Origin of the sequence: Actinokineospora enzanensis DSM 44649 (assembly GCF_000374445.1) — a bacterium.
In the GTDB taxonomy this organism is placed as follows: domain Bacteria; phylum Actinomycetota; class Actinomycetes; order Mycobacteriales; family Pseudonocardiaceae; genus Actinokineospora; species Actinokineospora enzanensis.
In genome coordinates this window covers 16,078-30,478 of record NZ_KB894409.1, presented here as the reverse complement: position 1 = coordinate 30,478, position 14,401 = coordinate 16,078, and the positions used below count along the sequence as shown (strand labels likewise).

The following is a 14,401-nucleotide window of genomic DNA, read 5'->3' as shown; positions in this document are numbered from 1 at the left end:
TATCCCGACCGGCAAAGGTGTCGAATTGTTCGCCCGCCGAAATAGCCGCCATTTCGCTAATTCGCCGCAGTGGGTTATTTCCGGCCAGCGCTGGGGATTCAGTGCGCGGGCGCCGGTTCCGGGGGCACCTCCTCGCCGGGGTCCATGGTGCCCAGCCGCCACAGCCGGGCGTAGTGGGCGTCGGCGGCGAGCAGCTCGGCGTGCGTGCCCTCCTCGACGATCCGGCCGCCGTCGAGCACCACGATCCGGTCGGCGCGGGCCGCGGTGGCCAGCCGGTGCGCCACCACGAACGTGGTGCGCTGCCCGGCCAGGTGCTCGCTCGCGCGCAGCACCACCGCCTCGGTGGCCGGGTCGAGCGCCGCGGTGGCCTCGTCCAGCAGCAGGATGTCCGGGTCGACCAGCTCGGCCCGCGCCAGCGCGACGAGCTGGCGCTGCCCGGCGGACAGGCCCTGCCCGCGCTCGCCGACCGGGTGGCGGAACCCGCCGGTGAGCCCGGCGACCGTGGGCAGCGCGCCCACCGCCCGCACCGCGGTCTCCACCCGGGCCGGTGGCGCCTCCGGCTCGCCGTAGGCGACGTTGCGGGCCACGTCGCCGGTGAACAGGTGCGCCTCCTGCGGCACCACGCCCAGCCTGCCCCGGTACGCCGACGGGTCGAAGGTCCGCAGGTCGACGCCGTCGACCAGCACGGCGCCCGCGGTCGGGTCGTAGAACCGGGCGATCAGCTTGACCACCGTGGACTTGCCCGCCCCGGTCGCGCCCACCAGCGCCACCGTCTCCCCGGACCGCACCCGCAGCGACAGCCCGGACACCGCGGGCCGGTCCGTGCCCGGGTAGGTGAAGTCGACATCGCGCAGCTCCACCTCGCCGGACAGGTGCGCGGGCACCGGCACCGGCCGCTCCGGCGGCCGCACCGAGGTGGGCGTGCGCAGCAGCTCGCCGATCCGCTTCAGGCCCACCCGCGCCTGCTGGTAGCCGTCGAACACACCGGACAGCTGCTGCACCGGCGCGAAGAACAGGCCCAGGTAGAGCAGGAACGCCAGCAGCACACCCGGGCTCAGGTCGCCCTCGGCCACCCGGTTCGCGCCGACCACCAGCACCGCTGCCTGTCCCAGCCCGGACAACATGGCCACGAACGGGAAGTAGGTGGCGATGTAGCGCTGCGCGCGCAGCCGGGTGCGCCGGTAGAGGTCGCTGCGCTCGGCGAAGCGCCGGGCTGAGACGTCCTCGCGGGTGTAGGCCTGCGCCACCCGCAGCCCGGACACGTTCTCCTGCATGTCCGCGTTGACCGCGCTGACCTGCTCGCGCGCCTCCGCGTACGCCACCGTGGACAGTCGCTGGAAGATCACCGTGGCGACGATCAGCACCGGCAGCACGGCCAGCGCCACCAGACCCAGCGACACATCGGTGACCAGCAGCGCGACCGTCACCGCCAGCACGGTGAGCACGCTGGCGACCGCCGTGGTGAGCCCGGTCTGCAGGAACGTCGACAGCGCGTCCACGTCCGTGGTCATCCGGGTCATGATCCGCCCGGCCAGCTCGCGCTCGTAGTAGTCCAGCCCCAGCCGTTGCAGGTGGGCGTAGCTGCGCACGCGCAGCAGGTAGAGCAGCCGCTCGCCGACCCGCGCGGTCAACACCGTGGTGATGGCCGTGTTCAGCCACATCACCACGACGATCACCGCCGCGATCACCGTCGCCACCACCAGCGCCGTATGCGACCCGGTCAGCACGCCGTCGTCGACGCCCTGTCGGAACAGCGCGGGCAGCGCCACCGAGGTGACCGAGTCCAGGATCACCAGCCCCAGCACGACCGCCATCGCCCACCGGGCAGGCCGCAGCAGCCCGCGCAGCCGGAACCCCGGATCGGGCGCGGTCGGGTCCTCGCCGCGCAGATCGGGCACCTCCCGCGCGGGCGGCAGCGCGGCAACGTCGGCCAACAGCTCCTCGGTGGGCGGCAACGCACCCAGCGCGTCGGGACCGCCACCCATCCGGCCACCACGCCCGGCACCCGGACCCATCGCCCCCTGCGCGACCCGGGCCGCCTGGCCGGACCCGCCGACCTGCTCGGGTTCCGCCGCGGGCCACAGCGCGGCCGTCACGCCGTCCTGGCCCGCCACCAGGTCGTCGCCCGCCAGGCTGGTCGGGTCCTCGATCGCGTCGCCCGGCCCGGCCAGCAGCGACCGGTACAGCGCGCACCGCATGGTCAGCTCCACGTCCGTGCCGACGTCGACCAGCCGTCCGCCATCCAGCACGGCGATCCGGTCGGCCAGCGCCAGCGTGGAGCGCCGGTGCGCGATCAGCAGCGTGGTGCGCGCGGCGGTGACCTCGCGCAGCGTGTCGTGGATGGCCGACTCGGTGGCCGTGTCCACCGCCGAGGTCGCGTCGTCGAGCACCAGCACCCGCGGGTCCGACAGCAGCGCGCGCGCCAGCGCCACGCGTTGCCGCTGCCCGCCGGACAACGTCAGCCCGCGCTCGCCGACCACGGTGTCGTAGCCCTGTGGCAGGGCGGTGATGAACTCGTGCGCCTGGGCCGCCCGCGCCGCCGCCTCCACGTCCGCCGCGGTGGCCTCGGGTCTGCCGTAGGCGATGTTGGCGCGCACGGTGTCGGAGAACAGGAACGCCTCCTCGAACACCACCCCGACCGCGCCGCGCAGTGAGGCGAGCCGGAGGTCGCGGATGTCCACCCCGCCCACCCGGATCGCGCCGGTCTGCACGTCGTAGAAGCGCGGCAGCAGCAACGACACCGTGGACTTGCCCGAGCCCGCGGTGCCGACCAGCGCCAGCGTCTCGCCCGGCGACACCCGCAGGCTCACCCCGTCCAGCACCGGCTCGCTGCGCGTGTAGCCGAACCCGACCGCGTCCAGCTCCACCGCCACCGGGCCCGCGGGCACGTCGACCGCGTCCGGCTTGTCGGTCACGTCCGGCTGGGAGTCGATCAGCTCGTAGACCCGCTCCACGCCCGCCCGCGCCAGCTGCGCGTTGACCAGCAGGCCCGCCAGCAGCCGGGTCGGCCCGACCAGGTTGGCCACGTACCCCGCGAACGCCAGGAACGTGCCCAGCGTGACCTGCCCGTTCATCGCCAGGAACCCGCCGAGCGCGAGCACCCCCACCTGGCCGAGCGCGGGCATCGCCACCAGCGTCGCGGCGGGCTTGGCGGTCAGGTGGGCCGAGCGCATCCGTTCCGCGAACAGCTTGCGCGCCGCCTTCTCCAGCCGGGTGACCTCGCGTACCTCCTGGCCGAAGCCCTTCACCACGCGCACCCCGGTGACGGTCTCCTCGACCCGCTGCGCCACATCGGCCGCGCTCTGCTGCGCCGACCAGGTGGCCGGGAACAGCCGCTTCCGGCTCTTGCCCGCCACCACCGCCACCGCGGGCACGACCACCAGTGACACCAGCGTCAGCAGCGGCGACAGCCAGAGCATCGCGGTCAGCGCCATGACCGCGAACACGACCGTGCCCACCGACAGCGGAACCATCATCAACAGGCCCTGCACCAGCTGCAGGTCGGTGATCGAACGGGACACCACCTGCCCGGTGCGCAGCGCGTCCTGCTTGCCGCCGTCCAGCCGCTGCACCGCGCCGAACACGGCTTGGCGGAGGTCGTGCTGCACGTCCAGGGCCAGCCTGCCGCCAACGTAGCGGCGCAGGAAGGCACCCGCGAAGGTCAGCAGCTCCAGCCCGGCCAGCGCCGCGACCAGCCAGCCGAGCCGGTTCGTGCGGCCTGCCACCGCGTCGTCGACCACGAACTTGGTCAGCAGCGGGCCGACGGCCTGGAAGCCGACGCCCACCACCGATGCCACCAGCGACAGCAGCACCAGCGCACGGTGCTGCCAACACGCGGTGGCGAGTCTGCGGATCCAGCCGGGAGAGGAGTTCACGCCGCCCACACTAAGCAGGAGCCGCCCACCACGGGGGTGGGCGGCTCCTGCCTGTGGACAACTCCACGGACAAGTGCGACGGCTGTGGACAAACTTCTCAGCGACCGCTCAGGTACCGAGACCTCACGTGATATCGCGGCGGGCGTTGCGCCAGAAGCCGAGGCCGTAGAACAGAGCAGTCCACCCGGCGAAGATCAGGCCGCAGATCCAGGCCGAGTACGCGCCCGCCGCGCCGGTGGCCACCCGCACCACCGCGTCCGCGACCTCGCGGTACGCGTCCGCGAACAGCGCCTGGTCCTCCGAATCGACCAACAGCACGTTGATCTGGTCCATCAGCACCGTCGTGGTGGTGGAGCCGGTGATCCCGTTGGCCGAGCCGTTGGGCATGAAGCCGCCGACGTGGCCGCCCCGGCTGGTGGTGTACAGCAGCAGCTCGCCGAGCGGGCCGACCACCAACGAGTAGATGAGCAGCAGCACCAGCGCGCCGATCGAGGACCCGATCAACGCGCCGACGCCCAGCCCGAGCAGGGTCCACAGCACGCACATGAGCACGCCGGAGCCCAGGATCAGCAGCCACGGGCCCGCGTCGGGCAGGTTGTCGCCGCCGGAGCCGATCAGCGTGCCGAGGCTGACCGACAGCGCGATCACCACGCCGAAGATCGCGCCCCAGAGCGCGTAGGCGACGCCCTTGGCGGCCAGCACCATGCCGCGCGGCGCCCCGGTCAGGAACGTGGTGGTGATGGTGCGGTGGTGCAGCTCGTTGGTGATGGCCAGGGTGCCGAACACCATGGGCAGCACCGCGGCCATGTTCAGCGCGCGCGGCAGCGCCAGCACCGACCACGAGATCTCGCCCTGGAACGGGCGCAGGTCCAGGCCGCGGTCGCGGAACCCGGTGGCGACGCCCGACCCGAAGTCGGCCGCGCCCGCCGCCCAGAGCAGGGCGACCAGCAGTCCGACCGCGACGGCCGGGATCATCAGCGCCCACCACAGCCGAGTGGTGAGGATCTTGCGGAACTCCGCCTTGACCAGCGCGCCCATCAGGCCTTGCCCTCCTGTCCGGTCGAGTCCTGGCCCGATGCCTCCGGGGGCGGTGGCGCCGCCGGGAGATCCACCGGCGCCGGGGCGGCCGCCGGGTCCGCGGTCTTCTGGGATTCCGGTGCGACCGGCTCGGGCGCGGACTGAACCGGGAACGGCTGCTGGACAGGCTCCGGCTGGTGGACCAGGGGCTGAACCGGCTCTGGCTGCAGTACCGGCTGCTGAGGCGGCGTGGTGACTGCCGGCGGCTGGTAGGGGGAGGCCGCGTTGGGGTCCGCTACCGGCTGCGGCTGGTATGCCTGCTGTTGGTACTGCGGCTGCTGATACGTCTGCTGGTAAGGAGAAGCAGGCTGCTGGTACGGCTGAACCGGCACGGCCTGACCCTGATAGGTCTGCTGGAACCCCTGCACCGGCTGCTGCTGGTAGTGCGGTGCGGCACCAGGCTGCTGGTACGGCGGCACACCACCGGGCTGCTGCTGGTAGGGCGGGTAACCCGCAGGCTGCGCGTAGCCACCGCCGTAACCGGGCGCCGGGTAGCCGGACTGCGGCTGACCGGTCCACTGGCCGCTGGTCAGCGCGAAGAACAGCTGCTCCAGGTCGGCCCGCTCCTCCTGCACCCCGTACAGCGCGATGCCTGCCTTGGCCGCCACGTCGCCGACCTGCTGCACGGTCGAGTCGAGCACCGCGAGCCTGCCGTCCGGCAGCTGCTCCACGGTGGCCATCCCGGCCTCCCGCAGCGCGGTGACCAGCGCGGCCGGGTCGGCGGGCTGCACCAGCACCCGGGTCCGCTGGCTCCGCCGCAGCTCCTCAAGGCCGCCGTTGTAGACGGTCTGGCCGCGGCTGACGATCACCAGGTGGTCGATGGTCTGCTCGACCTCGGCCAGCAGGTGGCTGGAGATCAGCACGGTGCGTCCGGCCGCCGCGTACGCCTTGAGGAAGGTGCGCAGCCAGGCGATGCCCTCCGGGTCCAGGCCGTTGGCGGGCTCGTCCAGCACCAGCACCTGCGGGTCGCCGAGCAGCGCGGTGGCCAGCGCCAGCCGCTGCTTCATGCCAAGCGAGAACCCGCCCGCGCCGCGCTTGGCCGCCGCGCCCAGGCCGACCAGCTGCAGTACCTCGAACGCGCGGTGGTCGGGCACGCCCATGGCGGACGCGTACACCTTGAGATGGTCGATCGCGGAGCGGCGTGGGTGGAAGCCCTGGGCCTCCAGCACCGCCCCGACGACCCGCGCGGGGCTGCCCAGCCGCTCGAACGGCGCGCCGTTGATGGTCGCCTCGCCCGCCGTCGGCCGCACCAGGCCGAGCAGCATGCGCAGGGTGGTCGTCTTCCCGGCGCCGTTGGGCCCGAGGAAGCCGGTGACCGTACCCGGCTCGACCTGGAAACTCAGGTTCTGCACCGCGACGACCGGACCGAAATGCTTGGTCAGGTTCCGTACCACGATGCGGCCACTACCGTCTTGCAAGGCCCCTCCAGCTAGTGCCCGCGGACTGTGGCGGACATCTTGCCCCATGAGGGCGACGCGCTGTGCGGAGCCAGGACACCAATTGGCCACGAATGCCGGAAATCTTGCACCCGACAGGCGGTTGTCTGGTTACCGAGAGTCAAATCCGCGCCGCGGTTCCCCCGGCGCCTGCCGGGGCGGCACCAACCGGGCCTGCCGCGCGAACGGGTTGCGCAGCGGCCGCTTCCGCTCCCGGTGCGGCACGCCCTCGCCGATCAGGTGCTCGTGCGCCATCCGCCACACCTGGCACGGCCACCGGCGCCGCCGCGAGGCGCGGAAACCGCCCGAGGGACAGGCCGCGCACCGGCCATCCTCATCCGGCTGGTGCACCGTCAACAGCAACCGCCAGCCGTCGGCCAGCCTGCTGATCTCGGCCCGCGCCAACGGCAACAACGTGGACGCGTCCGCCGAACCCGCCGCCTCGTCCAACGACGCCAGCCTGCGCAACACCGCGGCCCGCAACGGATCCACCGGCCTCACCCGGCCTCGACAGCGCGCGCCCGCCCCGCCGCCTGGTCCAACACCACCTCTAGCGACCGTGTCTGCCGCGCCGACAACACCGCCGACGCGCCCGGCGGCGGCACCAGCACCACCCGGCCCTCGTCCTCCACCAGCACGGTCAACGCGCGATCTCTGCCGAACGGGTCGTGGCAACCCACACACCACCGAGGCTCAGTCACCGATCAAACATCGACCCAACCCCGCCCGCACCCAAGCGCACGCCTGCGGATTCACCCCAACGCCAGGTTTCTCACCCGATGGGGGTGACAGTCGGTGGAGAAGTAATCACGACTTCGAGGCCCCCAGTGCAGCGCGCTCGATCGAATGTGCCTAAACTAAAGAGGGCGGCCCGCTCCCAGTGACCCCCAGGCTGGTTGAGCGGGCCGCCCCTCATCCCGATCCCTGCTCGCGCTTCGCGCTCGCCGGGGTCGGGTCCGATTTTCTCTGGGGGCCGAGCCCCCAGACCCCCACGGTGCGAGTTCCTGTGCGTTGGTGGGCGCTGGGCGCGTTTTGGCTGGACCAACACGGTTCTGTGGGCGTGTTTTGGCTGGACCAACACGTTCTGCAGGCGTGTTTGGCTGGGTCGACGTGGCTGTGGGCGTGTTTGGCTGGGGCCGACGCGGGTTTGTGGTTGCGGGGGGCTGTCTTCCTTTGCTGTCAAGGGTTTCGGACATAGGGCGGCGTGCCGACTCCCTGATCCCTGCTGCAGGAAGTCGGCACGCCTGGGGGCCGCCGCAGTGTGACTGGGTCGGCAGGTGTGTGGGGTTAAGCGAGCACGGACTCCAAGGGGGTGGCGGGGAGGTTGTGGGCCTCGGCCACCGGGGCGTTGGTCAGGCTGCCCTGGTGGGTGTTCAGGCCGAGGGCGAGCGACTGGTTGGCGGTCAGCGCCGTGTGCCAGCCGTGGTCGGCCAGTGCGATGGCGTGCGGCAGGGTGACGTTGGTGAGCGCGTAGGTGGAGGTCCGCGGCACCGCGCCGGGCATGTTGGCCACGCAGTAGAAGATGGAGTTGTGGACCTGGTAGGTCGGGTCGGCGTGCGTGGTCGCGTGCGAGTCCTCGAAGCAGCCGCCCTGGTCGATGGCGATGTCCACCAGCACCGAGCCCGGGTTCATCCGGGAGACGAGCTCGTTCGAGATCAGCTTGGGCGCCTTGGCACCCGGCACCAGCACGGCGCCGATGACCAGGTCCGCGCTCGTCGCCGCCTCCTCCACCGCGAGCCGGTTGGACGCGACGGTGCGGATGCGGCCGTTGAACTGGGCGTCGACCTGGCGCAGGCGGTCCACGTTGGTGTCCAGCACCTGGACGTCGGCACCCATGCCGAGCGCGATGGTGGCCGCGTTGATGCCCGCCACGCCGCCGCCGATCACGACCACCCTGGCCGGGAGCACGCCGGGCACGCCGCCGGGCAGCACGCCGCGGCCGCCGGAGGGCTTCATCAGGGCGAACGCGCCGACCTGCGGGGCGAGGCGGCCCGCGACCTCGGACATCGGGGCGAGCAGCGGCAGTGCGCCGTTCGCGGTCTGCACGGTCTCGTAGGCGATCGCGGTGGTGCCCGCGGCCAGCAGCGCGCGGGTCAGCGGCTCGTCCGCGGCCAGGTGCAGGTAGGTGAACAGGGTCTGGCCAGCGCGCAGGTACGCGTACTCGGCCGCGATCGGCTCCTTGACCTTGAGCACCAGGTCGCCCTCGGCCCACACGTCGTCCGCGGTGGCCAGCAGCTTCGCGCCAGCGGCCGCGTACTCCTCGTCGGTGATGGCCGACCCCAGGCCCGCGCCCGCCTCGACGAACACGTCGTGGCCACGCGAGGTGAGCTCGTGCGCCCCCGCTGGGGTGAGGGCCACCCGGTACTCGTGGTTCTTGATCTCACGGGGAACGGCGATCTTCACCGGGGTCGTCCTCTCGGAATGTCGGCCTAGGCGCTGTCCTGCAAGTCTGGTGCGCGGGCGCGGATAGCGCGTGCCGGACTTGCAGGACAGTGACTAGGCCTTTCGGGTGTTCTCCACCACGGTCGTACAGCGCATAGCGACTGTCATCGTGCCTGCGGAACCAGAAGAGCCGGGTTGTATAGTGCCGACAGCACAATCAGTCCCAGCGCAGCGCCACCAACTGGGTCAACAGCGCGAGTCGGGTATCCGGATCCGTGAGGTCCGCGTCCAGCGCCTCGGCCACCCGGGACATCCGGTACCGGAGGGTGTTCGGGTGGATGGTCAGCGCCGCGGCCGCGGCCCTCGGGTCACCGGGGTGGCGCAGCCACTCGTAGAGCGTGTCGAGGTACCAGGAAGCGTCCTCCCGGTCCCGGAGCCCGGCAAGTGGACCGATGTGCGCGACCCCCGCCCCGGTCGCGGCGACCGCGGCGCGGTGCAGCACCAGCACCGCCCACACCTCGTCGTGCACCGCCAGCGGCCCGTCGACCAGCCCCACGCGCAGCAGGCTCAACGCTTCGTCCGCCTCGCCCCTGGACCGCGCCAGATCGGCCACCCGCACCGCCGTTCCCGCCGCGACCAGCGTGCCGGACAACCCGGCCAGCGCGGGCCGCAGCGCCTGCCAGCCACCGGGTCCGGGCAGGTTCGGCACGATCGCGTAGAGCACACCGTGCAGGTCGGCCACGGCCGGTCGCCGACCGACGCCCTCGGTCAGCTTTTCCACCAGCGCCAGCCGCACCCCCTCGGCATGGCCTGCCTCGGCCTGCGTATCGATCGCGACCACCCGGTGCGCGTCGCCCTCCAGGTCCAGTTCGGCGGCCACCAGCCGAGCGCTGCCGGTGCCCTCCAGCACCGTGCGCACGAGTTCGGCCGAGCGCCTCCGGTCGCTGTCCTCCCGCGCGCGACGGCGCAGCAGGTGCAGCGCCACCACCGGCGCGGCGTCGGCGAAGGCGGCGGCCCGTTCCTCGGACACCGGCCCGGCCACCACCGCCCACATCGAGCCGAGCAGCTCCCCGCCCATCCGCACCGGCACGATCAACCGGGGCAGCGTGCCGTCCTTCTGCGCGGGCACGAAGATCGCCGTGCGCCCCCGGCTGAGCTCGCGGAACACACCCCGGGACCGGAACCGGGCGAGCACGTCGTCCGGCACCCGACGCCCCATGATCGTGGACACCCGCGCCGGATCGGTCCGATCCTGCCGAGCCGAGTAGGCCAGCACCCGCGAGTTCGCGTCCTCGATGGTCACCGGCGCATCAACCACCGCCGCCGCCGCGTCGGCCAGCCGAAACAGATCACCAAACGGCCCAGCCCCCACATTCAGCGCGTTAGCCGCCTCATCCGCCGCGGCATCCAGCACCGACCGCAACAACCACACCAACTGCGCCCACGCCGTCGCCGCATGCACCTCCACCACCGCGACCCCAACCCGCTGCGCCGCCACCTTCACCGCATTCCGAGTCGCATACGGCGCCTTGACCAACACCGCCGCCGCCCCCTGCGCCCCACACTGCGCAACCAACTCCACCGCCTCAGCCGTGCTCTGCACAGCCACCCCCAACACAAGCTCCCCAGCCCCCGCCTGAGCCCGCCTCCCCGCCTCCGCAATAACCACATCAGTAACCTGCGGCGCCCCCTCGACCACACCCCCATCCGAATGCGCGACCGCCTGCACCAACCGCAACAGCGTGGGCCCCATCCGGTCCACCACCCCCTGCACGGTGATCATCGCTCTCCCAACCACCCACACGCACACACACAACAAGTCCACCCACGCTAACCGCGCCCACCCACCCCCACCCCAAAGGGACCACACGCCCCGGCGGCCTGGAAGCCGACGCGATCTCACCAGGCAAAGAGATCCAGATGGATCAAGTGGAGCGAGCGAGCTGCTGCAGTTCTACTAGAAGGGAAGGGAGGAGCCGGTGTGACCTTGAGTGCAAGAGAGCCGGCCCCCAAACTCAGCCACCCTCAACTTGGCCACCCCCAACTCGCCCCCGTGCGGGATCGCGCCGGTCTCTTCCCACCCGATCCCAGGAGGCCCCCAGGGCCGAGTGGGATCGGGTGGGAAGAGACCGGCTAAAGGCGATCCCGCCGCGAGGCGAAGCCGAGCCAACAAACACAGCAGGCAACTACTTCCCTAACCCAAACCAAACCAACCCAGCCACAGCCCGCATCCCAACCCCATTAGGGTGCACCGGCGCCGACGGACTAGCAGGCAACAACGGCTCCACCCACCGCCGCCCCGGCGCCTGACACGCATCATGACCAACCGAATACGGATACGGGTTAACAAACCAATCTCGCGCCCCCCGAGTAACATTCCCCAGACTGGCATTCAACAACCGCTCAGTACCATCAAAGTAAGCAGTATCCCCAGCAGCAAACGGCATCTGCGGCCAACACCCACCCCCCTCCGGAAGAATCCGCAAATACCCAACAACCACAACGGTAGCCCGCGGAGCCCGCTCCCGAATCCCCGCAAGAATCTCGGCCAACTTCCCCGCAGCCACCCCCACCCGATCGGCAAGCACATCCCCACCCCCCGACGTGTAATGATCACGACAAGGCGCCCCACCAGGATCAGATCCCCCCAACCGACCGCACGTCGAAACAATCTCACCAAATCCGATATCATTCCCCCCAACCGTCAATGTAACCAGGTCGGTATCCAAAGTAAGCGCATCGAACTGAGGCGGATTAACCCCACCCTGCACCACCTGCGGCGCAGTCATATGCACAGTCGTAGCACCACTACACGACACGTCCGTGAACACGGGCACACGCAACCACCGAGCAAGCACCCCCGCATAGTTGTGATCGGAGCGAGCGCACCCAGGCGGCGTGCCGTTCTGCTGCGGGATACCCGGCCCAGCGGCATACGAGTCGCCAAGCGCGACGTAGTGACGGAAGCGAGGATGTGAACCGGTCTCAGAATCTGGGCCGGTCGCGGCAGCCGCCGACGGCGCGGCGGCGAGGACGGTGAGCAGGCTCAACAGCAGGGCGGGAGCACGCATGCACTGATCGTCACCCGACCGGGTGGGATCCGGCAACCGGCCGGGTGTCCCAGATCGTGGACGACCTGCCGTCCGGCGGTGCGGCGCGGCTAGCTTGCCAGTGGCGGGCCCGTATGTTCCCGTCCGCGCGCACGTGCAGATGCCCGAGAAGTCCAGAGGAGATCCCATGACCGACTCCGCCGCCTGGTCGTTCGAGACCAAGCAGGTCCACGCGGGCGCCGCGCCCGACCCGACCACGGGTGCTCGGGCGACCCCGATCTATCAGACCACCTCCTACGTCTTCCGGGACTCCCAGCACGGCGCGGACCTGTTCAGCCTCGCGGAGCCGGGCAACATCTACACGCGGATCATGAACCCGACCCAGGACGTGCTGGAGCAGCGCGTCGCGGCGCTGGAGGGCGGCGTGGCGGCGCTGGCCTTCGCGTCCGGCTCGGCGGCCACCACGGCGGCGATCCTGAACCTGGCCGAGGCGGGCGACCACATCGTGTCCAGCCCGGCGCTCTACGGCGGCACCTACAACCTGTTCCACTACACGCTGCCCAAGCTCGGCATCGAGGTCAGCTTCGTCGACGACCAGGACGACCTGGACGCCTGGCGCGCCGCCGCCCGCCAGAACACCAAGGCGTTCTTCGGCGAGAGCCTGGCCAACCCGGGCGGCAACGTGTTCGACATCCGCGCGGTCGCGGACGTGGCGCACGAGGTCGGCGTCCCGCTGATCATCGACAACACGGTGCCCAGCCCGTACCTGCTGCGCCCGATCGAGCACGGCGCGGACGTGGTCGTGCACTCGGCGACCAAGTACCTGGGCGGCCACGGCACCACCATCGCGGGCATCCTGGTCGACGGCGGCACCTTCGACTTCGGCGCGCACCCCGACCGCTTCCCGAACTTCAACCAGCCCGACCCCAGCTACCACGGCCTGAAGTACTGGGAGGCCCTCGGCCCCGGCGCCTACGCGGCCAAGGCCCGCATCCAGGGCCTGCGCGACACCGGCGCGGCCCTCTCGCCGTTCAACGCGTTCCTGATCATCCAGGGCATCGAGACGCTCAGCCTGCGCATCGAACGCCACGTCGCCAACGCCCAGGCCCTGGCCGAGTGGCTGGAGCAGCGCGACGAGGTCGAGAAGGTCTACTACGCGGGCCTCCCGTCCAGCCCGTTCTACCAGGCAGGCCAGAAGTACCTCCCGCGCGGCGCGGGCGCCATCGTCTCCTTCGACCTGCGCGGCGGCGTCCTCGCGGGCCGCAAGTTCGTGGACGGCACCTCGCTGTTCAGCCAGCTGGTCAACATCGGTGACGTGCGCAGCCTCATCGTGCACCCGGCCAGCACCACGCACAGCCAGCTCGCCGAGCAGGAGCAGCTGTCCAGCGGCGTGACCCCCGGCCTGGTCCGCCTGTCGGTGGGCATCGAGAACATCGAGGACCTGAAGGCCGACCTGGAGGCCGGTTTCCGGGCAGCCAAGGCCGAACTGTGACACCCAACCCCCCTCCCGTCACCGGCGCGTGGCGGGAGGGGGACCGGCCCGGCCGCCGCCGGTGGCTTCCCCTCCCGGGCCCGGTCCCCGGCGCCCGCATCGCGTACGAGACCTGGGGCACCCTCAACGCGGACCGCTCCAACGCCGTCCTCGTCGAGCACGCCCTCACCGGCGACAGCCACGCGGCGGGCCCACCCGAGCCCGGCCACCCCACGACCGGTTGGTGGGACGGTGTCATCGGTCCCGGCCGTGCCGTCGACACCTCCCGCTACTTCGTCATCTGCCCCAACGTCCTGGGCGGTTGCCAGGGCACCACCGGCCCGTCGACCATCGCCCCCGACGGCCGGGCCTGGGGCAGCCGCTTCCCCAAGGTGGGCATCCGGGAGCAGGTAGCCGCCGAAGTCGCGTTGGCCGACGCCCTGGGCATCACCCGCTGGGCAGCCGTCCTTGGCGGCTCCATGGGCGGCATGCGCGCCCTGGAATGGGCTGTCGACCTGCCCGACCGCGTCGCCACACTGCTCCTGCTGGCCTGCCCGGCCGCCGCGTCGGCAGAACAGATCGCCTGGGCCTCCCCTCAGCTCCATGCCATCCGCGCAGACCCCGACTGGCATGACGGCGACTACTACGACAAACCACACGGCCCATTGCTCGGCCTGGGCGTCGCCCGCCGAATCGCCCACGTCACCTACCGCTCTGAACCCGAACTGGCGGACCGCTTCGGCCGGGACCACCAGGAAGACGGCCGGTACGCCGTCGAGTCCTATTTGGACCACCACGCCGACAAGCTGTTCCACCGCTTCGACGCGGGCAGCTACGTCCTGCTCACCGAAGCCATGAACAACCACGACATCGGCGTCGACCGGGGCGGGATCGAAGCGGCCCTGGCCCGCGTCACGGCCAGGACCGTGGTGGCCGGAGTGGACAGTGACCGCCTTTATCCCCTGTACCAACAGGAACGCCTGGCGGCCGGTATCCCCACCGCCGAAGGCGACCTGCGCGTGATCACCTCCTCGGCGGGCCACGACGGCTTCCTCACCGAGACGGCACAACTCGCCGCCCTGCTGAAGGAACTCCTCTAACCCGGGCGAA

Annotated in this window: 10 protein-coding genes; 2 read left to right on the top strand and 8 right to left on the bottom strand. The window is 71.3% G+C overall.

What is annotated here, in order from left to right; translation table 11 throughout:
- Positions 1-98: 98 nt before the first annotated feature.
- The 8 genes from C503_RS0111065 to C503_RS44475 form a co-directional block, all read right to left on the bottom strand.
- A complete protein-coding gene (locus C503_RS0111065) occupies positions 99-3,884 on the bottom strand; it encodes an ABC transporter ATP-binding protein (protein WP_018682269.1) in 3,786 nt (1,261 codons plus the stop codon).
- A gap of 114 nt (positions 3,885-3,998) precedes the next feature.
- Positions 3,999-4,913, bottom strand: coding sequence for an ABC-2 transporter permease (locus C503_RS0111060; protein WP_018682268.1), 915 nt, complete (start codon positions 4,911-4,913; stop codon positions 3,999-4,001).
- Complete coding sequence (locus tag C503_RS48840) at positions 4,913-6,370, bottom strand: ABC transporter ATP-binding protein (RefSeq protein ID WP_026316166.1); 1,458 nt, start codon at positions 6,368-6,370, stop codon at positions 4,913-4,915. The genes C503_RS0111060 and C503_RS48840 overlap by 1 nt, the downstream gene beginning before the upstream one ends.
- Before the next feature lie 129 nt (positions 6,371-6,499).
- A complete protein-coding gene (locus C503_RS0111050; protein WP_211222379.1) occupies positions 6,500-6,880 on the bottom strand; it encodes a hypothetical protein in 381 nt (126 codons plus the stop codon).
- Between the two features lie 5 nt (positions 6,881-6,885).
- Positions 6,886-7,089 carry a hypothetical protein gene (locus C503_RS38970; RefSeq protein ID WP_156893141.1) on the bottom strand — a complete coding sequence of 68 codons (204 nt, stop codon included), beginning with the start codon at positions 7,087-7,089 and terminating at the stop codon, positions 6,886-6,888.
- A gap of 586 nt (positions 7,090-7,675) precedes the next feature.
- Positions 7,676-8,791 (bottom strand): alanine dehydrogenase, encoded by a 1,116-nt coding sequence (gene ald / locus C503_RS0111040; protein ID WP_018682264.1) that lies wholly within the window; start codon positions 8,789-8,791, stop codon positions 7,676-7,678.
- Positions 8,792-8,987: 196 nt separating this feature from the next.
- Positions 8,988-10,553, bottom strand: coding sequence for a PucR family transcriptional regulator (locus C503_RS0111035; protein WP_026316165.1), 1,566 nt, complete (start codon positions 10,551-10,553; stop codon positions 8,988-8,990).
- A 403-nt stretch (positions 10,554-10,956) separates the two neighbouring features.
- The gene (locus C503_RS44475; RefSeq protein ID WP_084477008.1) at positions 10,957-11,841 is read right to left on the bottom strand and encodes an SGNH/GDSL hydrolase family protein; all 885 of its coding nucleotides are present in this window, start codon (positions 11,839-11,841) and stop codon (positions 10,957-10,959) included.
- A 166-nt stretch (positions 11,842-12,007) separates the two neighbouring features.
- On the opposite strand from C503_RS44475, the gene C503_RS0111030 reads away from it, so the two are divergent.
- Together C503_RS0111030 and metX are read left to right on the top strand one after the other, a co-directional pair.
- Entirely contained in the window at positions 12,008-13,312 is a 1,305-nt protein-coding gene (locus C503_RS0111030) for a bifunctional o-acetylhomoserine/o-acetylserine sulfhydrylase (protein WP_018682262.1), read from the top strand.
- Positions 13,309-14,391, top strand: coding sequence for a homoserine O-acetyltransferase MetX (gene metX, locus C503_RS0111025; protein WP_018682261.1), 1,083 nt, complete (start codon positions 13,309-13,311; stop codon positions 14,389-14,391). Before C503_RS0111030 ends, metX begins: the two co-directional genes overlap by 4 nt.
- The last annotated feature ends 10 nt before the right edge of the window (positions 14,392-14,401 follow it).

What these genes read in the sequence shown, in the direction of transcription:
- C503_RS0111060 (WP_018682268.1), bottom strand. Translation starts at nt 4,913, where the DNA reads ATGGGCGCGCTGGTCAAGGCGGAGTTCCGCAAGATCCTCACCACTCGG.
- C503_RS0111035 (WP_026316165.1), bottom strand. Translation starts at nt 10,553, where the DNA reads ATGATCACCGTGCAGGGGGTGGTGGACCGGATGGGGCCCACGCTGTTG.
- C503_RS44475 (WP_084477008.1), bottom strand. Translation starts at nt 11,841, where the DNA reads ATGCGTGCTCCCGCCCTGCTGTTGAGCCTGCTCACCGTCCTCGCCGCC.
- C503_RS0111030 (WP_018682262.1), top strand. Translation starts at nt 12,008, where the DNA reads ATGACCGACTCCGCCGCCTGGTCGTTCGAGACCAAGCAGGTCCACGCG.